At 58.4% G+C, this 22,859-nt stretch carries 23 protein-coding genes; 11 read left to right on the forward strand and 12 right to left on the reverse strand.

What is annotated here, in order from left to right:
- Positions 1-3 precede the first annotated feature (3 nt).
- From sthA to trmJ, 11 genes are all read right to left on the reverse strand, one after another.
- The gene (gene sthA, locus A7976_RS13745) at positions 4-1,392 is read right to left on the reverse strand and encodes a Si-specific NAD(P)(+) transhydrogenase (RefSeq protein WP_067113107.1); all 1,389 of its coding nucleotides are present in this window, start codon (positions 1,390-1,392) and stop codon (positions 4-6) included.
- Positions 1,393-1,531: 139 nt separating this feature from the next.
- Positions 1,532-1,873, reverse strand: a complete 342-nt coding sequence (gene fdx, locus A7976_RS13750) for an ISC system 2Fe-2S type ferredoxin (RefSeq protein WP_067113110.1) — start codon at positions 1,871-1,873, stop codon at positions 1,532-1,534.
- Position 1,874: 1 nt separating this feature from the next.
- Positions 1,875-3,740, reverse strand: coding sequence for a Fe-S protein assembly chaperone HscA (gene hscA / locus A7976_RS13755; protein WP_067113113.1), 1,866 nt, complete (start codon positions 3,738-3,740; stop codon positions 1,875-1,877).
- Between the two features lie 144 nt (positions 3,741-3,884).
- A complete protein-coding gene (gene hscB / locus A7976_RS13760; RefSeq protein ID WP_067113116.1) occupies positions 3,885-4,415 on the reverse strand; it encodes a Fe-S protein assembly co-chaperone HscB in 531 nt (176 codons plus the stop codon).
- Positions 4,416-4,486: 71 nt separating this feature from the next.
- Positions 4,487-4,810: an iron-sulfur cluster assembly protein IscA gene (iscA, locus tag A7976_RS13765; RefSeq protein ID WP_067113119.1), complete on the reverse strand. Its 324-nt coding sequence runs from the start codon at positions 4,808-4,810 to the stop codon at positions 4,487-4,489.
- Between the two features lie 4 nt (positions 4,811-4,814).
- Positions 4,815-5,231 (reverse strand): Fe-S cluster assembly scaffold IscU, encoded by a 417-nt coding sequence (gene iscU, locus A7976_RS13770; RefSeq protein WP_067113122.1) that lies wholly within the window; start codon positions 5,229-5,231, stop codon positions 4,815-4,817.
- Between the two features lie 27 nt (positions 5,232-5,258).
- Positions 5,259-6,473: an IscS subfamily cysteine desulfurase gene (locus A7976_RS13775; RefSeq protein ID WP_067113124.1), complete on the reverse strand. Its 1,215-nt coding sequence runs from the start codon at positions 6,471-6,473 to the stop codon at positions 5,259-5,261.
- Positions 6,474-6,482: 9 nt separating this feature from the next.
- Entirely contained in the window at positions 6,483-7,634 is a 1,152-nt protein-coding gene (locus tag A7976_RS13780; protein WP_067113127.1) for a cysteine desulfurase family protein, read from the reverse strand.
- Positions 7,635-7,654: 20 nt separating this feature from the next.
- Positions 7,655-8,125: a Fe-S cluster assembly transcriptional regulator IscR gene (gene iscR / locus A7976_RS13785; RefSeq protein WP_067113129.1), complete on the reverse strand. Its 471-nt coding sequence runs from the start codon at positions 8,123-8,125 to the stop codon at positions 7,655-7,657.
- An 81-nt stretch (positions 8,126-8,206) separates the two neighbouring features.
- Positions 8,207-8,959, reverse strand: a complete 753-nt coding sequence (gene cysE / locus A7976_RS13790) for a serine O-acetyltransferase (protein WP_067113134.1) — start codon at positions 8,957-8,959, stop codon at positions 8,207-8,209.
- A 57-nt stretch (positions 8,960-9,016) separates the two neighbouring features.
- Positions 9,017-9,748, reverse strand: a complete 732-nt coding sequence (trmJ, locus tag A7976_RS13795; RefSeq protein WP_067113137.1) for a tRNA (cytosine(32)/uridine(32)-2'-O)-methyltransferase TrmJ — start codon at positions 9,746-9,748, stop codon at positions 9,017-9,019.
- A 240-nt stretch (positions 9,749-9,988) separates the two neighbouring features.
- Here trmJ and A7976_RS13800 point away from each other — a divergent pair, with 240 nt between their 5' ends.
- Positions 9,989-10,798, forward strand: coding sequence for an inositol monophosphatase family protein (locus A7976_RS13800; RefSeq protein ID WP_067113139.1), 810 nt, complete (start codon positions 9,989-9,991; stop codon positions 10,796-10,798).
- A gap of 7 nt (positions 10,799-10,805) precedes the next feature.
- The gene (locus A7976_RS13805) at positions 10,806-11,168 is read left to right on the forward strand and encodes a DnaJ family domain-containing protein (RefSeq protein ID WP_067113142.1); all 363 of its coding nucleotides are present in this window, start codon (positions 10,806-10,808) and stop codon (positions 11,166-11,168) included.
- Positions 11,169-11,202: 34 nt separating this feature from the next.
- Here A7976_RS13805 and A7976_RS13810 read toward each other — a convergent pair whose 3' ends face one another.
- Positions 11,203-12,645 carry a mannose-1-phosphate guanylyltransferase/mannose-6-phosphate isomerase gene (locus tag A7976_RS13810; RefSeq protein WP_067113303.1) on the reverse strand — a complete coding sequence of 481 codons (1,443 nt, stop codon included), beginning with the start codon at positions 12,643-12,645 and terminating at the stop codon, positions 11,203-11,205.
- 296 nt (positions 12,646-12,941) lie between these two features.
- On the opposite strand from A7976_RS13810, the gene A7976_RS13815 reads away from it, so the two are divergent.
- The 9 genes from A7976_RS13815 (at position 12,942) to A7976_RS13855 (ending at position 22,853) form a co-directional block, all read left to right on the forward strand.
- Complete coding sequence (locus A7976_RS13815; RefSeq protein ID WP_067113145.1) at positions 12,942-13,292, forward strand: BON domain-containing protein; 351 nt, start codon at positions 12,942-12,944, stop codon at positions 13,290-13,292.
- Positions 13,293-13,423: 131 nt separating this feature from the next.
- Positions 13,424-13,693: a MoaD/ThiS family protein gene (locus tag A7976_RS13820; protein ID WP_067113148.1), complete on the forward strand. Its 270-nt coding sequence runs from the start codon at positions 13,424-13,426 to the stop codon at positions 13,691-13,693.
- Between the two features lie 23 nt (positions 13,694-13,716).
- The gene (locus A7976_RS13825) at positions 13,717-14,790 is read left to right on the forward strand and encodes a sialidase family protein (protein ID WP_067113305.1); all 1,074 of its coding nucleotides are present in this window, start codon (positions 13,717-13,719) and stop codon (positions 14,788-14,790) included.
- A gap of 219 nt (positions 14,791-15,009) precedes the next feature.
- On the forward strand, positions 15,010-15,636 hold the full coding sequence (locus A7976_RS13830; protein WP_240483896.1) for a serine protease: 627 nt from the start codon (positions 15,010-15,012) through the stop codon (positions 15,634-15,636).
- A 279-nt stretch (positions 15,637-15,915) separates the two neighbouring features.
- Complete coding sequence (locus tag A7976_RS13835) at positions 15,916-17,328, forward strand: TIGR03013 family XrtA/PEP-CTERM system glycosyltransferase (protein WP_067113154.1); 1,413 nt, start codon at positions 15,916-15,918, stop codon at positions 17,326-17,328.
- A gap of 19 nt (positions 17,329-17,347) precedes the next feature.
- Positions 17,348-19,432, forward strand: a complete 2,085-nt coding sequence (gene prsK / locus A7976_RS13840) for an XrtA/PEP-CTERM system histidine kinase PrsK (protein ID WP_067113156.1) — start codon at positions 17,348-17,350, stop codon at positions 19,430-19,432.
- Positions 19,433-19,515: 83 nt separating this feature from the next.
- Positions 19,516-20,868: a PEP-CTERM-box response regulator transcription factor gene (gene prsR / locus A7976_RS13845; protein ID WP_067113159.1), complete on the forward strand. Its 1,353-nt coding sequence runs from the start codon at positions 19,516-19,518 to the stop codon at positions 20,866-20,868.
- 30 nt (positions 20,869-20,898) lie between these two features.
- Positions 20,899-21,678 carry a YdcF family protein gene (locus A7976_RS13850; protein ID WP_067113308.1) on the forward strand — a complete coding sequence of 260 codons (780 nt, stop codon included), beginning with the start codon at positions 20,899-20,901 and terminating at the stop codon, positions 21,676-21,678.
- 14 nt (positions 21,679-21,692) lie between these two features.
- A complete protein-coding gene (locus A7976_RS13855) occupies positions 21,693-22,853 on the forward strand; it encodes a right-handed parallel beta-helix repeat-containing protein (protein ID WP_131801034.1) in 1,161 nt (386 codons plus the stop codon).
- Positions 22,854-22,859 lie beyond the last annotated feature (6 nt).

Genomic DNA, 22,859 nt, shown 5'->3' on the forward strand with positions numbered 1-22,859 from the left:
GCTCTAAACCCGCATCTTGTTCCAGCAATCCAGCGCCGCGATCTTGTAGGTTTCCGCCAGGGTCGGATAGTTGAATACCGCTTCCACCAGGTAATCCAGCGTACCGTTCAGGCTGATGACGGCCTGGCCGATATGTATCAGCTCGGTCGCGCTCTCGCCAAAAATATGTACGCCGAGCACGCGTCTGTCTTCCAGTCCGCAGATGATCTTCAGCATGCCTTCTTCCAGCCGCAGGATTTGGCCGCGCGCCGTTTCCCGGAAGCGGGCCACGCCTACCTCATAAGGAATGTTGTCCTTGGTGAGCTGCTGCTCGGTCGCACCCACCATGCTGATTTCCGGGATACTGTAGATGCCGAAGGGAAAGTGTTCCGGCACGCAGGCCGAGGTCTTGTCCCATGCATGGCACGCGGCCAGCCGCCCTTGCTCCATCGATGTCGAGGCCAGGCTGGGAAAGCCGATCACATCGCCGGCGGCATAAATATGCGGCACCTCGGTGGTGTAGCAGTAGTCGACCTTGATGCGGCCGCGTTCGTCCGCCGTCAGCCCGGCGTTTTCCAGTTTCAATGCATCCGTGGCCCCTTGCCGCCCGGCGGCGAACATGACGATGTCCGCGACCACGCGCTTGCCGCTGGCCATGATCATCTCGACGTCATCGTCGCCGTTACGCCGCATCGAAGCGACCTTCTCGCCCAGCCGCAGCGTGACTTGCCGCGCGCGCAGGCTGTGCATCAATTCATCGACGACTTCGCGGTCTAGAAAGTCCAGCATCTGCGGGCGGCTGTCGATCAGCGTGACCTTGACATCCAGCGCGCTGAACATCGCGGCATACTCGACGCCAATCACGCCGGCGCCGACGATGGCCATGGTCCTGGGAATCTTTTTAAGGTTGAGGATGCCGTCGCTGTCGATGATGTAGCCATCGTCAAACGGAATATCGGCGGGCCGCGAGGGCGTGGTGCCGGTGGCAATGACCATCTTTTCCGCCGATAGCTCGCTTATTTCGCCATCGTGGCCGGTGACATGGAGGGTATGCGGATCATGAAAGGCGGCGATACCGTGCATTACGGTCACGCCATTGCGCGCCAATTGGCTCTCGATCACGCCGACTTCGTTGCGTATCGTGATCTGCAGGCGCTGCATCAGATCGTCGATGGTGAGGTTTTGCTTGAGCCGGTAGCTCTGGCCGTAAAGGCCGCGCTGGGTCCAGCCGGTGAGATAGAGCACGGCTTCGCGCAAGGTCTTGCTGGGGATCGTGCCGGTATGGACGGTGACGCCGCCGACCACGTTGCGGTTCTCGATCAGGGCGACGCTCTTGCCCAGCTTGGCGGCCTGGATCGCGGCGCGCTGACCTGCGGGTCCGCTGCCGATGACGATGAAGTCGAAGTTCAACATGAATGGGTCTTCCCTGACTGTTTTTATTCAGGGTAGACCAGATATGAGCTTCCTACAAGGCATAGCCTTGGGGCAGGCGCTGCTGGCAGCGAGCCCTTGAGCCGGGGTGATGTTGACTGCCGGGAACGCGGGCGTTGCTCTAGCGATGGCCTTCCTTGGCCATGTTGATGGAGTATTTGGGAATTTCCACCACGAGATCGGTGGTATCGACGATGGCCTGGCAGGACAGGCGCGAGGTGGGCTCCAGGCCCCATGCCTTGTCCAGCAGATCCTCTTCCTTTTCTTCGGGAGCGTTCAGCGACTGGTATCCTTCGCGCACGACTACGTGGCAAGTGGTGCAGGCGCAGGCTTTTTCGCATGCGTGATCGATGTCGATATGATGTTCGAGCATGTTGTCGCAGATGGACATGCCGGGCTTGGCTTCGAAGGCGGCGCCTTCGGGGCAGAGTTCCTCGTGCGGCAGAACGATGATTTGCGGCATTTCAGACCTTTATTTCGTCGAGTTTGTGGCCGGTCAGGGCTTGTTTGATGGAAGCATCCATGCGGCGGCCGGCAAAGGTTTCGGAGGCGTGGTTGAGCGCCTCCATGCTTGCGGTAATCGCTTGAGGATCGGTGCCGGAAATTGCATTGTGCAGAGCCTGCATGTGAGACTCCAGTTCTGCCCGTTCAGTGGCTTCGAGCAATGCATCGCCATCCTGCTCCAAGGCCGCGCGAATCGCTTCGAGCAAGCGCTCGGCTTCCACCTGGGCTTCCCGCAACGCGCGCGCCAGCTTGTCCTCTTCGGCGTGAGAAAACGAGGATTGGAGCATATTGGCGATGGCGTCGTCGGAGAGGCCATAAGACGGCTTCACCACGACATGCGCCTCTACGCCGCAGGTCTGCTCGCGTGCGGAAACCGACAGCAAGCCGTCGGCATCGACCTGGAAAGCCACGCGTATGCGCGCAGCGCCTGCCGCCATGGGCGGAATCCCGCGCAATTCGAAACGCGCCAGCGAGCGGCAATCGGACACCAGCTCGCGCTCGCCTTGCACCACATGTATGCTCATCGCAGTCTGACCGTCTTTGAAGGTAGTGAAATCCTGCGCGCGGGCAACGGGAATCGTGGAGTTGCGCGGAATCACTTTCTCGGTCAGGCCGCCCATGGTTTCGAGCCCGAGCGAGAGCGGAATCACATCGAGCAGAAGGAGTTCGTTTTCGTTCTTGTTGCCGGCCAGCACGTTTGCCTGGATCGCCGCGCCGAGCGCCACGACCTTGTCGGGATCGAGATTGGTCAGCGGTTCCCGCTTGAAGAATTCAGCGACGGCATGCTGGATCTGCGGCATGCGCGTCGAACCGCCCACCATCACCACGCCCTGTACATCTTCGATGCTGATGCCCGCGTCGCGCAAGGCTTTGCGGGTCGGCGTCAGTGTCTTGTTGACGAGATGCTGCGTTAGTTCGTTGAAAGTCGCGCTATCCAGCGTCTGGTCGATGACCTCTCCGGTCGAGAGCACGCAGGTGATGCGCGTTTCGGCATGGTCGGTGAGCTGTTCCTTGGCTTCGCGGGCCTTGGTCAGCAGCAGCCGGGTATCTTCCGGGCCCACTGGCGGCACCTGCGCTTTTTCCAGCATCCAGCAGAAGATGCGACGGTCAAAATCGTCGCCGCCGAGAGCGGAGTCGCCGTTGGTGGCGAGCACCTCGAACACACCCTTGGAGAGACGCAGGATAGAGACGTCGAACGTCCCGCCGCCCAGATCGTAGATGACAAACACGCCCTCGGAGGCGTTATCCAGTCCGTAAGCGACGGCGGCGGCGGTGGGTTCGTTCAGCAGGCGCAGTACATTGAGTCCCGCAAGTTGTGCCGCGTCCTTGGTTGCCTGGCGTTGCGCGTCGTCAAAGTAGGCCGGAACGGTAATCACCGCGCCGGTCAGTTCGCCGCCCAGCGATTTTTCGGCCCGGGCTTTCAGTGTCTTGAGAATTTCGGCGGAAATCTCCACCGGATTTTTGATGCCGGCGACGGTACTCAGTTGCAACATGCCCGGCGCATCGACGAAACGGTAGGGATAGTGTCCGATGTCGGCGATGTCATGCACGCCGCGCCCCATGAAGCGCTTCACGGAAACGATGGTGTTTTGCGGGTCGCGGCTTTGCTGGGCTTGCGCCGCATGGCCGACATCAACGCCGGATGCGAGGTAATGCACGACGGACGGCAGCAAGGCATGGCCTTCTTCGTCATGCAGCACAACGCTCATGCCGCTGCGCACGGTGGCGACCAGCGAGTTGGTCGTGCCGAGGTCGATGCCTACCGCCAGGCGATGCTGGTGCGGGACGGCGCTTTTTCCGGGTTCGGAGATTTGCAATAGGGCCATAACTTGTTTACCGCCAGGACGCCAGGGGCGCCGAGAAAAGCAGGGGCTCGATAGCGATCGAGGGGTTCGCGAAAAAGTACGATTTTTTGCAGTTCAATTCGGTTTCCGGCTTGACGCTTCCGGCGCGTTGACGATTCAAGATATTCATTCTTCCAGCGCCTCGATGGCGCGTTCGATTTCGTCTTGCACTTTATCAAGAAAGCGCAGCTTGCGTACGATGCCTGCGGCGCGCGGATAATCGCGCTGCTCGTCGATGGCGGCCCGCAATTCCGATTCCTGCGAGGTAGCTTCGCGGTTTATTTCCAGCAATAATTTCTCGAGGGCAGAGATGTCGAGCGCAGAGCGCGCTTCATCAATGGCTTCGCGCCACTCCATTTGCTGCATCAAAAAGTCCGCGGGCATCGCGGTATTGGTTTCTTCCTGCGTGTCGATTCCCTGCAATTGCAGCAGGTAGCGGGCGCGAGAAACGGGAGACTTCAGCGTCTGATAGGCCTCGTTGGCGTGCGTCGCCCATTGCATCGAGCGTAGCCGTTCGGCGGACGTTGCCGCAGCAAAGCGATCGGGATGCACTTCGCCTTGCAACTTGCGGTAGCTCTGGTCGAGCAGCGTCCGGTCAATGGCAAAGCTCGTCGGCAGATCGAACAGTTCGAAGTGGTTCTGGTGGATATCAAGCATTCAATTAGCCATCCGCGTGCCACTGTCAGCGATGCGTCCGGGCTGCGCGCTGACAGCTAATCGCCCTATGCCTATACCGTGAAGCTTTCGCCGCAGCCGCAACTGTCCTTGACGTTGGGGTTGTTGAATTTGAAGCCTTCGTTCAGGCCTTCCTTGGTGTAGTCCAGTTCGGTGCCGTCCAGATACGTCAGGCTTTTCGGGTCGATCAGCACCTTGACGCCGTGGCTTTCGAAAGTCACATCTTCCGGCAGGATTTCATCCGAGAATTCCAGCGTATACGCCATGCCCGAGCAGCCGGAGGTTCTCACGCCTAGGCGCAAGCCTACGCCCTTGCCGCGGTTGGCGAGGAATTTCTGCACGCGGTCGGCCGCGGATTCAGTCAGGGTAATTGCCATGGCTTCAAGCTTCCTGTTTGGCGGGTTCGATATCGACGCCGCCGCCGGATTTTTGTTTCAGATCGGCGATCGCGGCCTTGATCGCATCTTCCGCCAGCACCGAGCAGTGAATCTTGACCGGCGGTAGGGCCAGTTCTTCGGCGATGGCAGAATTCTTGATCTCCATTGCCTGATCCAGCGTCTTGCCTTTAAGCCATTCGGTCACCAGCGATGAGGATGCGATCGCGGAGCCGCAACCATAAGTCTTGAACTTGGCGTCCTCGATCACGCCATCGTCGCCGACGCGGATTTGCAGCTTCATCACATCGCCGCAAGCGGGCGCGCCCACCATGCCGGTGCCGACATGCGGGTCGTTCTTGTCGAGCGCGCCGACGTTGCGGGGGTTTTCGTAGTGGTCCAGGACCTTGTCGCTGTATGCCATGATGTTTTCCTTAATTCCGTGAATCTTTTAGTGAGCGGCCCATTGGACGGATTCGAGGTCGATGCCATCCTGGAACATTTCCCACAGCGGGGAAAGCTCACGCAGTTTGCCGATCTTGCTCTTCATCAGTTCTACGGTGTAGTCGATTTCTTCCTCGGTGGTGAAGCGTCCGATGGAGAAACGGATCGAGCTGTGCGCCAGTTCGTCGGAACGGCCCAGCGCGCGCAGCACATACGAGGGCTCCAGGCTGGCGGAAGTGCAGGCCGAACCGGACGAAACCGCGATGTCCTTTACCGCCATGATCAGCGATTCGCCTTCGACGAAATTGAAGCTGATATTCAGGTTGTGCGGCACGCGTTGCTTGAGGTCGCCGTTGACGTAGACCTCTTCGATGCCTTGCAGGCCGGCCAGCAGCCGGTCGCGCAGGCGGCGGACGCGGGCGTTTTCCAGTTCCATTTCTTCCTTGGCGATGCGGAAGGCTTCGCCCATGCCGACGATCTGGTGCGGCGCCAGCGTGCCGGAACGCATGCCACGCTCGTGGCCGCCGCCGTGCATTTGCGCTTCGATGCGGACTCTGGGCTTGCGGCGAACATACAGCGCGCCTATCCCCTTGGGGCCGTAGGTCTTGTGCGCGGAGAAGCTCATGAGGTCGACCGGCAGTTTTTCCAGGTCGATTTCCACCTTGCCGGTGGCTTGCGCGGCGTCGACGTGGAAGATGATGCCGCGTTCGCGACACAGGTTGCCGATGGTTTCGATGTCCTGAATGACGCCGATTTCGTTGTTGACCATCATCACCGAGGCAAAGATGGTGTCCGGGCGCAGAGCGGCACGGAATTTTTCGATATCCACCAGGCCGTTGGGCTCCGGTTGCAGATAGGTCGCTTCGAAGCCCTGGCGTTCGAGTTCGCGGAACGGGTCGATCACGGCCTTGTGTTCGGTCTGCACGGTGACAATGTGCTTGCCCTTGCCCGAGTAGAAGTGCGCGGCACCCTTGATCGCGAGGTTGTCGGACTCGGTTGCGCCGGAAGTCCAGACGATTTCGCGCGGATCGCAATTGACCAGCGCCGCGACCTGCACGCGCGCGTTTTCCACGGCTTCTTCCGCTGCCCAGCCAAACGGATGCGAGCGGCTGGCAGGGTTGCCGAATTGTTCGGTCAGATACGGAATCATCTTTTCCGCAACGCGCGGGTCCACCGGGGTGGTGGCCGAGTAGTCCAGGTAGATCGGGGTCTTTACACTCATGCTTCTTCCTCAAACCGCCAATGCGGCCATTCGTTTCAATCGTAAAAGCTCGTTTTCCAGCGCCAGCAAAAAGCCGTCGATCTGTTGGGCGGTATTGTCCGCCCCGAGACTGACGCGTACCGCACCGCGTGCGAATTCCGGGTCTACACCCATCGCCAGCAGCACATGGCTGGGCTCGGTGCTGTCGCTGGAACAGGCCGAACCGCTCGCAATCGCAAAGCCTTTCTTGTCCATCGCTACTACCAGCGTTTCGCCTTCGATGTTGGGGAAGGCAAAAAAACTGGTGTTCGGCAATCGTGCGCTTTCGCCGCCGAAAATCGTGGCACCCAGGCGGCGCAACCCTGTTTCCAGGCGATTGCGCAGGTTTTCGATCGTGGCGATGCGATCATTCAGTTCGCGCTGCGCCAATTCGCATGCCAGGCCGAAGCCGACAATGGCAGCAATATTTTCCGTTCCGCTGCGCAGGCCTTTTTCCTGGCCGCCGCCATACAGGAGCGGCCTGATATCTACCCGCTTGTCCAGCACCAGTGCACCTGCACCTTGCGGACCGTGTATCTTGTGCGCCGACAGGCTCATCGCGTTCGCGCCGAGCGCATTGAAATCCAGCGCTATCTTGCCTAGCGCCTGCACAGCATCGGTATGCAACAAGGCACCATGCCGACGGCATATTTCGGCGATGGCCGGAATGTCCTGGAGCACGCCGGTCTCGTTGTTGGCTGCCATCACGGAAACCAGAGCCGTTTTCTGCTGCAATACTTCATTCAGACTATCCAGCGCGATGCGACCGTTTTCATCCACCTGGATTCTGGCAATCTTCCATCCGCGTCCCATCAGGTACTGCGCCGGGCGATAAACCGCAGGATGCTCGATAGTGCTTACCGCAATGCTGGTAGGCGCTTGCGCCGCCGCAACCCCTTGTATGGCAAGATTATCCGCTTCGGTTCCGCCGCTGGTAAATACTACTTGAGTAGGATGTGCGCCTACCGTATCCGCGACCTGAGCGCGCGCATTCTCAACGGCTTGCCGCGCATGCCTTCCAAAACTGTGGCGACTGGTCGGGTTGCCTTGCGGATGCTGCAAAAAGGGCAGCATGGCATCAAGAACACGAAGGTCGAGCGCAGTCGTGGCGTTGTGGTCGAGATATACGGCGGAGTTGCTCATGGCAATGCGGCCGGCTACCCTCAGGCAGCGACTGCCTGCGGCGTACGCTCGCGGCGCTTCGGCTCGGGGATGACAATCTTGCCGCCGCTCTTTTGCGAAGCTACCAGTTCGGCCAGGCTGACGCCGGACAAGTATTCAAGAATCTTGACGTTAAGGCTGGCCCACAGGTCATGGGTCATGCAGCGGTGTTCGTCGTGGCAGTTTTCGTTGCCGCCGCACTGGGTAGCGTCGATCTGCTCGTCCACGGCTGTAATGATGTCGGAGACCGAAATGCTGTCGAGCGGCTTGGCGATGCGATAGCCGCCACCGGGCCCACGCACGCTCTTGACCAATCCATTGCGGCGCAGACGGCTGAAAAGTTGTTCGAGATACGACAGGGAAATCTCCTGCCGCTCGCTGATTCCTGCCAGCGTGACGGGGCGGTCGACTTCGTTCAAGGCCAAGTCGAGCATGGCTGTCACGGCAAAACGGCCTTTGGTGGTCAGGCGCATAAAAGTTACTCCGGTAAGGGATGCGAGAGGACTAAATTCTACAAAACCTTAGTTATTTAGTCAACTATTACCGGCCCGGGTTCAGTCGACGATCTTGTTCAGATAATTGACGTCGAAGGCCTCGGCGACCTCCTTGTCGGTCTCGACGTCGCCGCCGAGTTTGGCGAGCTGTTGCGCCATTTCCTGCAGGCGTTTGTCCTGTTCCGCGGCATGATCGAGCAGGGCGTGGATAGCCTTCGCCATCGGATCGTTCATATCGTCGGAAACGGCATAGGCGGAAAAGCCGATTTTCTGCGCCATGTCGTCGCGTTGCCGGGCTTTTTCCTGGTCCAGGATGCGCGCCGGAATACCGACTGCCGTCGCGCCTGCCGGTACGTCTTTCACGACGACGGCATTGGAGCCGATCTTGGCTTCTTCGCCCACCGTGATCGGGCCGAGCACCTTGGCGCCCGCGCCGATGACGACGCCTCTTTCAAGCGTCGGATGGCGTTTGCCTTTTTTCCAGGAAGTGCCGCCCAGCGTCACCCCGTGATACAGCGTGCAGTCGTCGCCGATCACCGCCGTTTCGCCAATGACGACGCCCATGCCGTGATCGATGAATACGCGGCGTCCGATGGTGGCGCCAGGATGGATCTCGATGCCGGTCAGCCAGCGGCCGATGTGCGAGGAGAAGCGTGCCATCCAGCGCAACTTGCAATGCCAGAGCCAGTGCGAGAAACGGTGGAGAATGAGCGCATGGACGCCCGGGTAAGTGGTGAGCACTTCCCAATGCGTGCGTGCGGCCGGGTCCCGTTCGAACACGACGGCGATGTCTTCGCGCAAATGATTGAACATGCGTTAGCTACGCTAGTTGAATGAAAAGTCTAGTATTTTGCCATAAATACAGACCTCTTATCGAGGCGACTGTATCGATTTCAAAATGCCCCGCAGGATATTGACCTCTTCTTTTTCCAATCGTGCCCGTGTGAACAGGCGCCGCAGACGCGACATCAATCGTTTCGGCAGGGCGGGGTCCAGAAAGCCGGTGCCGATCAGCGTTTCTTCCAGATGACGGTAGAATCCTTCGACATCTTCATGGCTCGCCAAATTGAAATCGTTGTCGACGGTATCGGTTGCTTCTCCCAATGCTGCCGTGCGGATTTCGTATGCCAGGACCTGTACTGCCGAGGCCAGATTGAGGGAGGAGTACTCGGGGTTGGCAGGGATCATCGCCAGAAGCTGGCAACGGATGAGCTCATCGTTGGACAGGCCGCTCATTTCCGTGCCGAAAACCAGGGCTACGGATTGGGTCGCGGCAAGCTGTACTGCCTCTGTCGCAGCCTCCCGTGCCGTGACCAGCTGGTGTGAAAGCTCGCGCTTGCGGGCGCTGAGGCCGATGACGAAGGTGCATCCGGTCAGCGCTTCTTCCAGCGAATCGCAAACACGCGCTGCGGCCAGGATATCGCTCGCGCCGGAAGCCATGGCTTCGGCAATCTCGTGCGGGAATTTTTTGGGTCGTACCAGCACCAGTTGGGTGAGTCCCATCGTTTTCATCGCGCGTGCCGTAGACCCGATATTGCCCGGGTGGCTGGTCTGGCAGAGAACGATGCGGATGTTGGCAAGTGATTCGAGTTTGGAGCTCATGGGGTGTAGGCAGTAAAATGTTAGAATCCATCTCAGGAATAATCGCATGTTGCAACCCGGAGGGACGGGGTGCTTTGGGCGCATCGCGTTGTTGCTCACCGCTTGTTTGGATAACCAAACCGCGCGGCTCGCGCCTAGCGCTGCATCCCAAAGCATCCCGTCGCACATGTGATTATTCCTGAGATGGATTCTATTTTACCAGCTCTTTAACTTTCCCCTTGCGGGTACGGACATCAGAATATGCATCCAATGCTTAATATTGCAGTCAAGGCCGCGCGCCAGGCTGCCGCCATCATCAATCGTGCTTCCCAGGATTTGGGTGCTATCAAGATTCGCAGCAAGACATACAACGACTTTGTCAGTGAGGTTGATCACGCGGCCGAACGCGCGATTATCGAGACCTTGCTGGATGCATATCCTGACCATTCCATTCTCGCCGAAGAGAGCGGGGCGCAAGGCGACAGTGAAAACGTCTGGATCATCGACCCGCTCGACGGCACGACCAATTTCCTGCACGGTTTTCCGCAATACGCCGTCTCCATCGCACTCAAGCAGCGCGGCCAGATCACGCAGGCCGTAATTTACGATCCGAATCGCAATGATCTCTTTACCGCCACGCGCGGTCGCGGTGCTTTCCTCAACGACCGCCGCATCCGCGTCAGCTCGCGCGCCCGCTTGCAGGAAGCCATTATCGGCACCGGCTTTCCTTTCCGTGATTTCGCGCATCTTGATACCTATGTCGCGATGTTCAAGGACATGATCAAGAAAACTTCCGGCGTGCGCCGTCCCGGTTCCGCAGCGCTGGATCTGGCCTATGTGGCCGCCGGCTGGTACGACGGTTTCTGGGAAATCGGCCTGTCGCAGTGGGATATCGCCGCGGGCGGCTTGCTGGTGCATGAGGCTGGCGGCCTGGTAGGCGATTTCGAAGGTAACGAAGGCTGGCTGGAAAGCGGCAACATCGTGGCCGGCAACCCCAAGGTCTTTTCACAAATTCTGCAAACCCTCAGCCCGCACCTGACGGACTCGCTGAAATCCAAAGCTGCCGCCTGATTGGATCATGCAAGGGTTTGAAGCCATCGTGGAACAGCGCATCGTCGAGGCTGCACGGCGCGGCGATTTCGACGGGCTGCCCGGCACCGGGCAGCCGCTGGAACTGGACGACGACAGGCTGATTCCTGAGGAACTGCGCATCGCCTACCGCATTCTCAAGAATGCCGGGTATGTGCCTCCCGAGGTGCAGATATTGAAGGATGTCGCCGAACTGGAGCGCCTGGTCCATGCATCCGAAGGCATGCAACGTAGCGTGGCGCTGAAGAAGCTGCGTCTTCTGACCATGCAGATGAGCGCTTCCCGCTCCGGCAACCTGCAACTGGAAGCCGCTTATTACGAAAGGATGGCCGAAAGGCTTTCCTGCGCATGATGGGTGGTGCGGGGTTTGCCTGTCGCCCGCAACTTCACTTCCTGCCGTAATGATCGTCGAAACGCACAATATCGTCTTCGCCGAGGTAGGGTCCGGATTGTACTTCAATGATCTCCAGCGGCAGTTTCCCGACATTTTCCAGCCGGTGCTTGGTTCCCAGCGGAATGAAGGTCGATTCGTTCTCGGTCACCAGGTAGCAGGTATCGCCCCGCGTGACCTTGGCCGTACCCCTGACCACAACCCAGTGTTCGGCGCGGTGGTGATGCAATTGTAGCGACAGCATCGCGCCGGGCTTGATGACGATGCGTTTCACCAGAAAGCGTTCGCCGTTATCCACGCTGTCATACCAGCCCCACGGACGATACACCTTGCGGTGCAGCAAACTCTCCGGACGGCCTTGCCGCTTGAGGGTATCGACGATGTTTTTCACATCCTGCGTCTTGTCCTTGTGCGCGACCAGCACCGCATCCGCCGTTTCCACGACAACCAGGTCGCTGACGCCGACGCAGGTGACCAGCCTGCCGCCAGAGAGGACCAGGGTGTCGCTGCAATCGCTCAGCAGGACATCCCCTTGCGATACATTGCCGTTCGCATCCTTGGGCAGTGCTTGCCATAGCGAATCCCATGAGCCGACGTCAGACCAGCCCGCAGTCAGCGGGATCATGGCCCCCGCGGGCAGATTCTCCTGCCTGGCGGCAACGCGCTCCATCACCGCGTAGTCAATGGAGTCGCTCGGACATTGTTCAAAAGCGGATTCGTCGACGCGCACGAAGATGCCGTCTTCCAGCCTGCTTTGCCAGGCGGCGCGGCAGGCGGCCAGAATATCGGGCCGGCATTGCTCGATAGCCGTCAGCCACACCGAGGCACGCATCATGAACAAGCCGCTGTTCCAGAGATAACTTCCTTCATCGAGGTAACGCTGCGCCGTCTCGCGATCCGGTTTTTCGACGAAATTGGCAATGCGGCAGGCCCCGTCGCCTGCGCCATCCAGCATTTCACCCATCCGGATATAACCATAGCCTGTTTCCGGGCAGTCCGGCGTAATGCCGAAGGTGACCACGCTGCCCGCCGCCGCCAGCGCGGCACCTTGCCTGACGGCTTCCTGAAATGCGGCCGTGTCGAGAATCACATGGTCCGACGGCATGACCAGCAACACCGGATCTTTGCCCTCGCGGTTCGCTTCCAGCGCCGCCATTGTCAGGGCGGGCGCGGTGTTGCGGCCGACAGGCTCCAGCAGTAGCACCCCATCCTTGCCCATCAGGCGCAATTGCTCGGCAATGACGAAGCGATATTCTTCATTGCATACCACCATGGTCGGCGCCAGTTCCAGGCGGATGCCGTCGACGCGGCGCACGGTGCCTTGCAGCAGGGATTCTTCGCCGATCAGCGGCAATAGCTGTTTGGGATATTTTTCGCGGGAGAGTGGCCACAGGCGCGTGCCGGAGCCGCCTGAGAGAATTACGGGTTGCAATAACATATCAGACTCCCAGTTTTTGCGAGAATCGTGTTTTTCATGTTCTGTTGCAGTGTTCATAAAAATCATAGCGCGGATTCAAGCTCACAGGGCAACTTCCTGACGTATAAAAGGTTGGGCGAAAGTATCAGGAAAGTGAATCGCGGCTTCCGCCAGACCCGAGTTTCACGCCGAATTGCCTGGATGAGTGCGAGTTTTCACAAGTTATGGCAGAAAGAAGAAAGAAATCAATGCGGAACGATCCGCGAAACGCAAGGTTCTAAATAATTCCTAATGGTTAAATCAGAAGGAGGGTCATCATGAAAAGCAAATTAGCGATCAGTCTGGCATTGATGGGAGCCTTGGCGTTACCGGTGGCTGGATATACGAGCGATTACACCGGGGGCGGTAGTGAGTCGGATCGCAGTTCATCTGCCAAGGAATCCGCCAAGGAGTTTGTCAAAGACTCGGTCATCACTACCAAAATCAAAGCAAAATTGGCTAAGGAAAAAGACGTCAGCGCAATGCATATCAAAGTGGATACGGATAAAGCCGGGGTTGTGTATTTGAGCGGGACAGCCAAGAGTCAGGCAGAAGCCGACCGGGCGGTAGCCCTCGCACGTGAAGTGGAAGGTGTTACATCTGTCGAGAATAAAATTGAAATCAAATAGGGAATATTAGTTGTCAATGCGAAGCGGAAGTGCGAGATTGCTCCACTTCCGCTTCGTCGTTTATGGGGTTTCGCGCCTGTGCAAGCAATGCGGGGATGAGATCAACTGTAATAGGCTCTAAGGGACAGTGCATGGCGAATGTCGTATGTGCGCAGAGGCTTGGTGATGTCGGCCCGCTGGAACCGGCTACTTATCGCGGTGAGACCGTCCGTGATGTACTCGATGCCGCCGCTGTGGATTACCCGCGCTTGAAGAATTATGTGCTGGATGATCAGGGCCGGGTGCGCAAGCATGTCGCGATTTTTGTGGGTGGATCCATGCAGCCGCGCGAGACCGTGCTTGATACCGTGCTCGGCGACGCGGATGATCTCTATATCATGCAGGCGCTATCCGGCGGTTGATCAACAACGTGGAGGAGCAGGCAATGGCTAATCGAGTATTGGTTGCGACACGTAAGGGGCTGTTCGATATTCGTCGGCGCGAGCCGGGAAGTTGGGCGATTCACAATCGATGTTTTCTCGGCGAACCGGTGGGCATGGTGCTGCAAGACCAGCACGACAAGACGCTGTACGCCTCGCTGGAGCTTGGACATTTCGGCACCAAACTGCATCGCTCCGACGACGATGGCCAGCACTGGGAAGAGGTGAGCGTGCCTTCCTATGCCGCTATCGGCGGCGAGGATGCTCCCAGCCTGAAAATGATCTGGTCGATGGAAGTGGGCGCGCCAGGCACGCTTTTGGCAGGCACTATCCCCGGAGGTTTGTTTAAAAGCACTGATCGCGGGGCGAGCTGGGAAATGATGCAAAGCCTGTGGGATGACCCCTTGCGCAAGCAATGGGTGGGCGGAGGCTACGACGAGCCCGGCATCCATTCCATCTGTGTCGATCCCCGCAATCCCGATCGCATCGTTATCGCCGTATCCTGCGGCGGTGTATGGTTGAGCGAGGATAATGGCAACAACTGGCGTACCGCGACCAAAGGCTTGTGGGCCGCGTATATGCCGCCCGGCCAGGAAGAAAACCCCGCCATCCAGGATCCTCACCGCATGGTGCAATGCCATGGCGCACCTGACAATTTCTGGATTCAACACCACAACGGCATTTTCCGCTCTACTGATGGTTCTGCTACATGGGGCCAGATAAATGCCCATCCTTCAAGCTTTGGCTTTGCCGTCGCCGTGCATCCGCGGCAACCGGATACGGCGTGGTTTGTCCCGGCGGTCAAGGATGAGAAGCGGTATCCTGTGGATGGCAAACTGGTTGTGACCCGCACCGAGGATGGCGGAAGAACTTTTGCATCGTTCGCTGCCGGCTTGCCGGAGGAGGAAAGCTACGATCTGGTATATCGCCACGGTCTGGCAGTCGATGAGCGGGGCGAATGCCTGGCGATGGGCTCCACCACGGGCAATCTCTGGGTGAGCGAAAACGGCGGCGTAGCCTGGAACGCAGTGCCCTGTCATTTGCCGCCAGTGTATGCAGTGCGTTTTGTTCAGGATTGACAGCAGGAGGCGTGTTCCGGGTTCAGATTCGCATGGGGGGAGGTTATGGACTTCGCGAGGGTTGCTTTCGGCGTTAAAAGTTTTTTCCTATATTTATTTTTGTTTCAGGGATTTATTTTTGCAGGCTCGCTATGGGGGGATGAGTTACCGCGTACCATCGAACGGCTCAAGCCATCCATTGTTGGCATAGGCACTTATCAGAAAACTCGCAGCCCCGCGGTGAATTTCCTGGGAACAGGCTTTGCGGTGGGGGATGGAACGCTGGTCATCACCAACGCTCATGTGATTCCCGATGGCGGGGAGGGCAGCAAGGTGGAAGCCCTGGTCGTCATCGTCGCCAAAAACGAAACGGAAACAGAGCTGCGGATTACCACGCGGGTGGGGCTGGACAGGGAACACGATCTGCTTCTGCTCAAAATCAGCGGCCCGCCCCTGACCGCGATGGAGATTGGGGATTCCGGCACGGCTCGGGAGGGGCAAGTGTTTGCGTTTACCGGATTTCCGATAGGCATGATACTCGGGTTCCATCCGGTCACGCATCGAGGCATGCTTTCTTCGATTACGCCGATAGTTCTGCCTGCTGCCAATTCCAGGCGTTTGGATTCGCAAAGTATCCTCCAGCTCAAGAAGTCGGCCTTCCCGGTATTTCAACTCGATGGAACCGCATATCCCGGCAACAGCGGGAGCCCTCTGTACGATCCCGATACCGGCATCGTTTACGGAATCATCAACATGGTCTTGATCAAAGGCCTGAAAGAGTCGGCGCTCGCCCAGCCAAGCGGAATCACCTATGCCATTCCAAGCAGCTATCTGCGTGATTTCCTGCAGAAAAAAAAGGAGCCGTGATATCTGAATCGAAATTCGGTGCGGCTATCGACAACCTTGGTGGTTACGCACAAATTATATAAGGCTATTGACGGCTCAATTGTGACGTGGTAGCAATGGGCTTTCATGTATTACGGCAACAGCGGGATGTATTTCCTTATAGATTAAGTACAGAAAACACAAAAATAACTACATAAAAAGCAGTTTGCCCGGTTAACGGGCGAAAAAGCGGAATAACGCTCGCGATGGATCGCAATTTTGCCGGATTGCGATGAGCCCGAAACAATCGGGAGGAAAACAGTGTATAAAAGTTTCCATCACTACGTAGCCGTTACAGGGACCATGCTGCTGGTAACCGAGGCCGTTATCATGATGGCCGCAGTTTACCTTGGTGTGTCCATCCGTTTTTTCGAATTATTCTTTAGCCCTCCCTACGTAGTCGCCGAACCGCTCATCAATATATTTCCATATGCCAGTGCCTTTGCATTGGTGATGCTCTTGAGCATGGCCGCGGTGGGGATGTATCAACTCGGGTACCGGGAAGATTTCCGCAAAACCCTGCTCCGCCTGATGCGTGCCATGGCGTTCGGACTGGGGTTCATTGTCCTGATTTTCTATTGGGTGCCGGAGACTTATGTCGGCCGCGGGATATTGGGAAACGTCATGTTGATTACCGCGACGGGAATTTTTCTGACGCGGCTCATCTTTTACCGCTGGTCCAATGCTCACCTCCAGAAAAATCGAATCATGGTGTTGGGCACGGGCCGGCTGGCCAAGGAGTGCAGCATCCTGGTCGAGAAGAACCCCACATTCGATAAATTCCAGATTGTCGGTTTTATCCCGATGCCGAATGAAGTGTGTCAGGTGTCGCCCGCGATGGTTTTGTCGGCGGATGGGTCGCCGTTGATGTCGATGGTGAGCAAATATCGCATCAATGAGATCGTCGTCGCGGTCCGGAATCGGCGCAGCGAGCATTTTTCCATTCAGGAGCTTCTCAAATGCAAGTTGCATGGAGTACGCGTGAGCGATACGGAAACATTTTTCGAGCGCGAGATGGGGCAGGTGTTGATGGATTCGCTCCAGCCGGGCTGGCTGGTGTTCAACGATGGCTTCGACCAGAGCAAGTTGCGAATCAGCATCAAAAGGACGTTCGATCTGCTCGCAAGCCTGGCGCTCCTGATCGTCACGCTCCCGATCATGCTGATAACGGCTTTGTGCATTTTTCTCGAAGACCGTAAATCCATCGTGTATCGGCAGGAAAGAGTGGGCAAGGACGGCCAGCACTTCATGATTCTGAAGTTCCGCAGCATGCGCAATGACGCCGAGGAAAAAGGAAAGCCCCAATGGGCATGCGAGAACGACCCCCGCACCACCCGGGTTGGTCGGATCATTCGCCAGTTGAGGATAGACGAACTCCCCCAGATACTCAATGTGCTGAAAGGGGAAATGAGCTTCGTCGGCCCCCGGCCCGAACGGCCGTATTTTGTGGAGCAACTTTCGGCGAAACTTCCTTATTACCACGTGCGGCACAGCATCAAGCCGGGGATTACCGGCTGGGCGCAAGTACGTTATCGCTATGGGGCTTCGGTCGAGGATGCCATACAGAAGCTCCAGTACGACCTGTTTTACGTCAAGAACAACAGCTTGTTCCTCGACATCATTATTCTGATCGATACCATCCGCGTAGTGATATTTGGCAAGGGCGGGAGATGACTCCGGAGCGCAGCATGCCATGTTGGTCAACATAGCGGTATTCAGCTACGCCACGGCGGCCGTGGCGTTCGTGTTCTTGTCCGTGCTGCTGCTGACCAGCTGGCGCGGCCGCTTGCACGGCATGATGCTCACATCGGCCTGCCTGCTGTCCGCGGCCTGGGCGACGGCCATTGCCTATCATGTCGCCTCGGGTCTGCCTTTGTCCTTCCTGACCGATGCCTTTGGAATTTTGCGGAATGCGGGCTGGGCGGTTTTCCTGATCATGCTGCTGGGGCCGTTGAAGCCGGCAGAGGCGGTTTCAGTGGCCAGGCACCGGCCGTTCGTGGTGGCCATCGCCGCGTTTTACCTGTTGCTCATTGTTGCGACCGTTTATTTCTATTGGGCGGGATTGAATCCCTACGGGGTTGTCGCCTTTGTGACCAGTATCGTCGGGCGCGTGGCGATGGCGGTGATCGGCATGATCCTGGTGGAGCAGCTATACCGCAATACGCCGCCGAAGGAGCGCTGGGGCATCAAATACCTCTGCCTGGGCATAGGCGGAATGTTCGCTTACGATTTCTATCTGTACAGCGACGCCATGCTTTTCCGGCAGCTCAATCCTGAAATCTGGGCGGCACGCGGGGCCGTCAATGCCTTGATCGTGCCTCTCATTGCTATCGCGGCCGCGCGCAATCCGCGCTGGTCGTTGGGCATCTCGGTATCGCGCCGCATCCTGTTTCATTCCGCAGCCTTGTTCGGCGCGGCTTTTTACTTGCTCGCCATGGCCGCCGCTGGTTATTTGTTGCGGATTTTCGGAGGGAGCTGGGGCACCTTCCTGCAAGCGGTTTTCCTGTTCGGCGCGGTGATTCTGCTGGCGAGCGTGCTGTTTTCGGGCACCTTGCGCTCCTGGCTGAAGGTATTCATCAGCAAGCATTTCTACAGTTACAACTACGATTACCGGGAAGAATGGCTGCGCTTCACCCGTACCTTGTCCGATGACGGGCAAGGGTTGGGCGAACGTGCCGTCCAAGCCATTGCCGAGCTGGTGGAGAGCCCCGGCGGCGGCTTGTGGATATTGCGGGAGCCCGGCAATTACGAACCGGTGACGCACTGGAATATTCCGGTGGGACAGCGTATCGAGCCAGCCGAGAGCGCGTTCTGCCGGTTTCTGGAAACCCGGCAATGGGTCATCGACCTGCAGGAATATCAGGCCAGCCCCGAGCGCTATGGCGCCTGCCCCATGCCGCAGTGGTTGTCGTCGATTCCCAAGGCATGGCTGGTAGTGCCGCTCATGCTGCATCGGAAACTGTTCGGTTTCGTGGTGCTGACGCAGCCCAGAAGCAAGGTCAAGCTGAACTGGGAAGTGAGCGACCTGCTCAAGATCGCCGGCAACCAGGCCGCCAGCTATCTGGCGCAGCAGGAAGCGGCGAATGCGCTGCTGGTGGCGCGCCAGTTCGAATCCTTTAATCGGATGTCGACCTTTGTCGTACATGACCTGAAAAACCTGGTTTCCCAGTTGTCGCTGCTGCTATCCAATGCCGAAAAGCACAAGGCCAATCCGGAGTTCCAGAAAGACATGCTCGAAACGGTGGACCTCTCGGTGCAGAAGATGCGGCGATTGCTGCAGAAGCTCAGTGCCGGAAACAGCATGGAGCAGCCGGTGCCGCTGCTGATCGAAAAGGTCTTGCAGCAGGCCGTGGCCGATAAATCGGTCGCCGAGCCGAAGCCGGTGCTGGAGATACAGGACGGCAGCCTGGAAGTATTGGCCAACCGGGCCAGCCTCGAACGGGTGATCGGACACCTGATCCAGAATGCGATTGAAGCGACGCCCAAGGACGGGCAAGTGGTGGTAAGCCTTGCCAAAAAGGAGGGTACCGCCATTGTCGAGGTGCGGGATACCGGTCATGGCATGAGCGCGGAGTTCATGCATGAACGCCTGTTCAAGCCTTTCGAGTCCACGAAAGCGGCAGGCATGGGGATAGGGGTGTTCGAAAGCAGGGAATATATCCATGAGCTGGGTGGTCAGGTTGAAGTGGCCAGCAGCGAGACTAACGGTACCACTTTCCGTGTCATTCTGCCGTTGTACAGCGGAAATGACGCCGTCGAGAAAGCCGTTTACGGGTAAGAGGCTGGAGTCGCGACTCGTGCCTGGCCTGCGCGCACTGCATGGCCGGCGCACTTTTGTTTACTACTGAAATAGGCTTCTAAATGAAACAGGACAAAAGAAATCTGCTGATCATCGAAGACGACCCGGGCCTGCAAAAGCAGCTGCGCTGGAGTTTTGACGCCTACAGCGTGCAGGTGGCGCAGGACCGCGAAAGTGCGCTGGCGATGGTGCGGCGGTACGAGCCGGCCGTGGCGACCATGGATCTCGGGCTGCCGCCGGATCCGGATGGCGCCACCGAAGGGCTGGCCACGCTGCAACAGATACTCGCGCTCGCGCCGGATACCAAGGTGATCGTGCTGACCGGCAATCAGGATCACGCCAATGCGGTAAAGGCCATCGGCCTGGGCGCTTACGATTTTCACCAGAAGCCTTGCGACCCGGAACTGCTGGGGCTGGTGATCGAACGGGCGTTTTTCCTCCATGCCTTGCAGCAGGAAAATCGCGGGCTGTTGCAGTCGCAGGCGGATTCCCCCATGTCCGGCATCATCAGCCGCGATCCGGGTATGCTCAAAGTCTGCCGCAATGTGGAAAAAGTGGCGCCTGCGGATGCCGCCGTGATGCTGCTGGGTGACAGCGGAACGGGCAAGGAGGTGCTGGCGCGCGCGCTGCACCAATTGAGCCCTCGTGCGAGCAAGCGCTTTATCGCCATCAATTGCGCGGCTATCCCGGAAAACCTGCTGGAGAGCGAGCTGTTCGGCTATGAGAAGGGCTCCTATACCGGTGCTGCCAAGCAGACCCTGGGCAAAATCGAACTGGCCAGCGGCGGTACGTTTTTTCTCGACGAGGTAGGCGATCTGCCGATGCCCCTGCAGGCGAAACTGTTGCGCTTTTTGCAGGAAAGGGTCATTGAACGCGTCGGCGGGCGCGAGGAAATCCCCGTCGACGTGCGCGTTGTCTGCGCTACGCACCAGAACCTGCAAGAGCTGATCGCGGAGAAGCGTTTCCGCGAAGACCTGTATTACCGGCTGAGCGAGATCGTGATCCCGATCCCGCCGCTGCGCGACCGGGTGGGGGACGCCGCTCTGCTGGCGCATCACTTCAAGAACAAGTTCAGTGCCCAGGAAGGATCTTACGCGCTGGGTTTCAGCGCCGAGGCGCTGGCCCTGATCGAGAGCTATCCGTGGCCGGGTAATGTGCGGGAGATGGAAAACTGCATCAAGCGTGCCGTGATCATGGCCGAAGGGCCGCAAATCACTGCGGAGGATCTCGGACTGCCGACGGTATCCGCGCCGGAAATGCCGATCAATCTGCGCCAAGTGCGCGATGAGGCCGAATACAAGGCGCTGGTAAAGGCGCTTGCGCGCGTGGACGGCAATATCCTCAGGGCGGCGGAGTTGCTCGGCGTCAGCCGCCCGACGCTTTACGACCTGATGAGCCGCCATGGAATCAAGTAAATCGTTTTGCAGCGCTGCCGTGCGGCATCCATGAGCACGAGCGCCATGGATGTCGTCCGGATGCTGGTGTTGCCGCCGCTGAGTCTCTTCCTGCTCTATGGCGCAGGATGGATATTGCGATTCTGGTGGCTGCGGCTTGGGCGCATCGTGTGCGGCGGAGCACTCGCCTTGCTATTTGTATTGTGTACCAACGCCGGGGCATGGCTGTTGCTGCGCCCGCTGGAAAACCTCGAACCGCCGCTGGAATCCGCGAACGGGGCACAGGCGATCGTCGTGCTATCCGCCGGACGGCTCGAAAACAGCCCGGAGTATGGCGGCCTGGATATCCCGGACTATATCGGGCTCGCCCGGGCGCGCTACGCGGCGAAACTGCAACGGGAAACCGGTCTCCCGCTGCTGGTTTCAGGCGGTTACGGAAAGACGGGCAAGCGCGACATATCGTTGGCAAGCGGCATGGCGCACGTCCTGCAGGAAGATTTCGCGACGCCTGTGCAATGGATCGAAGACAAATCGGACAATACAGCGCAAAACGCAGCATTTTCGGCGGCGATTCTTCGGCAAGCCGGCGTGCGCCGCATATTGCTGGTGACCGATGCCATGCATATGCGCCGCTCCCGGGTGGCGTTCGCCCACGAAGGCCTGGAGGTGATCGGCGCTCCCACCCTGTTCTTCAGCCGGGAGCGATTGGAAGTGCTTGATTTTCTGCCGGGTTCCGAGGGGCTGCGCCGCTCCCGGTATGCGGCCCATGAATGGCTGGGCATGGCCTGGTATGGGCTGCAATACGCGTTGGCGCGAGCCTTCAGGGAATGATCGAGGAGCTTGAAATGAACCAAAATCTTGCACGAATGCGCTTTCTGGTTTGCGGCAGCCTGCTGCTGGCGATTTCCGGGTTTTTCAATGCGGCGGACGCCGCCACGCTGCAAGTGGGAGTGGGCAAGAAATACCTGTCTCCCAGTATTGCGGCGAAATACACGCGAGACGGCGATATCGTCGAAATCGATGCCGGCGTTTATCCCAAGGATGTCGCCCTATGGAAGCATAACAACCTCACGCTGCGCGGGGTCGGCGGCATGGCGCATATGCAGGCGGATGGCGCGAGTGTGGCAGGCAAGGGCATCTGGCTGATCAAGGGCAATAACATCACCATCGAAAACATCGAGTTTTCCGGCGCCAGGGTGCGGGACAGAAACGGTTCGGGGGTTCGGGCGGAAGGTACCGGCCTTACGATACGCAACTGCTACTTTCACGATAACCAGAACGGCATCCTGACCGGCTCGAATAAAAACAGCGACATCGTGGTCGAAAACAGCGAGTTCGCCAACAACGGAGCCGGCGACGGCAAGACCCACAACATGTATATCGGCGCGGTGCGCAGTTTCACGCTCAAATACAGCTACAGCCATCATTCGCGCATCGGCCACACCGTCAAGACCCGCGCCCAGACCAACTACATCCTGTACAACCGCATCACGGATGAATATGACGGCAATTCCAGCTACAACATCGATATCTCCAACGGCGGCATCGCCTACGTGATCGGTAACCTGGTCCAGCAAGGCCAGATATCGGAGAACTCCGGCATCATCAGTTACGGCGCGGAAGGCCTGAAATACGACGCCAACGAGTTTTATCTCGTCAACAACACCGTGGTCAATGATCGTCCGCAAGGCGGGGCGTTCGTCTTCGTCAAACCCGGCACCAACCCGGCGCGCATTGTGAATAATCTGTTTATCGGAAGAGGCGTGATCAACGCCGCGGGGGCGGAGCAATCGAACAATGTCCGGGGCGACAAGAACGAGCTGATTTCACCCCTGGCCTACGACTACCACCTGCGACTGAAAGCCGAAGCCCTGAATGCCGGCATCGAGCCGGGAACCGCGAACGGTTTCTCTTTGCAACCCACCGAGCAATACGTGCACAAGGCCGGCAGTGAGCCGCGCCCCGTGGCAGGCAAGATCGACGTGGGGGCGTATGAGCATGAGTGATCCGTT

It is taken from the genome of Methylobacillus sp. MM3, from assembly GCF_001645185.1.
GTDB lineage: Bacteria > Pseudomonadota > Gammaproteobacteria > Burkholderiales > Methylophilaceae > MM2.

Coding starts and splice junctions, on each gene's coding strand:
- hscA (WP_067113113.1), bottom strand. CDS start 3,740: ATGGCCCTATTGCAAATCTCCGAACCCGGAAAAAGCGCCGTCCCGCAC.
- iscA (WP_067113119.1), bottom strand. CDS start 4,810: ATGGCAATTACCCTGACTGAATCCGCGGCCGACCGCGTGCAGAAATTC.
- A7976_RS13855 (WP_131801034.1), top strand. CDS start 21,693: ATGAACCAAAATCTTGCACGAATGCGCTTTCTGGTTTGCGGCAGCCTG.
- A7976_RS13825 (WP_067113305.1), top strand. CDS start 13,717: ATGGCTAATCGAGTATTGGTTGCGACACGTAAGGGGCTGTTCGATATT.
- A7976_RS13805 (WP_067113142.1), top strand. CDS start 10,806: ATGCAAGGGTTTGAAGCCATCGTGGAACAGCGCATCGTCGAGGCTGCA.
- cysE (WP_067113134.1), bottom strand. CDS start 8,959: ATGTTCAATCATTTGCGCGAAGACATCGCCGTCGTGTTCGAACGGGAC.
- A7976_RS13780 (WP_067113127.1), bottom strand. CDS start 7,634: ATGAGCAACTCCGCCGTATATCTCGACCACAACGCCACGACTGCGCTC.
- A7976_RS13800 (WP_067113139.1), top strand. CDS start 9,989: ATGCATCCAATGCTTAATATTGCAGTCAAGGCCGCGCGCCAGGCTGCC.
- prsK (WP_067113156.1), top strand. CDS start 17,348: ATGTTGGTCAACATAGCGGTATTCAGCTACGCCACGGCGGCCGTGGCG.
- fdx (WP_067113110.1), bottom strand. CDS start 1,873: ATGCCGCAAATCATCGTTCTGCCGCACGAGGAACTCTGCCCCGAAGGC.
- iscU (WP_067113122.1), bottom strand. CDS start 5,231: ATGGCATACAGCGACAAGGTCCTGGACCACTACGAAAACCCCCGCAAC.
- hscB (WP_067113116.1), bottom strand. CDS start 4,415: ATGCTTGATATCCACCAGAACCACTTCGAACTGTTCGATCTGCCGACG.
- prsR (WP_067113159.1), top strand. CDS start 19,516: ATGAAACAGGACAAAAGAAATCTGCTGATCATCGAAGACGACCCGGGC.
- A7976_RS13815 (WP_067113145.1), top strand. CDS start 12,942: ATGAAAAGCAAATTAGCGATCAGTCTGGCATTGATGGGAGCCTTGGCG.
- A7976_RS13810 (WP_067113303.1), bottom strand. CDS start 12,645: ATGTTATTGCAACCCGTAATTCTCTCAGGCGGCTCCGGCACGCGCCTG.
- A7976_RS13850 (WP_067113308.1), top strand. CDS start 20,899: ATGAGCACGAGCGCCATGGATGTCGTCCGGATGCTGGTGTTGCCGCCG.
- trmJ (WP_067113137.1), bottom strand. CDS start 9,748: ATGAGCTCCAAACTCGAATCACTTGCCAACATCCGCATCGTTCTCTGC.
- A7976_RS13775 (WP_067113124.1), bottom strand. CDS start 6,473: ATGAGTGTAAAGACCCCGATCTACCTGGACTACTCGGCCACCACCCCG.
- A7976_RS13820 (WP_067113148.1), top strand. CDS start 13,424: ATGGCGAATGTCGTATGTGCGCAGAGGCTTGGTGATGTCGGCCCGCTG.
- iscR (WP_067113129.1), bottom strand. CDS start 8,125: ATGCGCCTGACCACCAAAGGCCGTTTTGCCGTGACAGCCATGCTCGAC.
- sthA (WP_067113107.1), bottom strand. CDS start 1,392: ATGTTGAACTTCGACTTCATCGTCATCGGCAGCGGACCCGCAGGTCAG.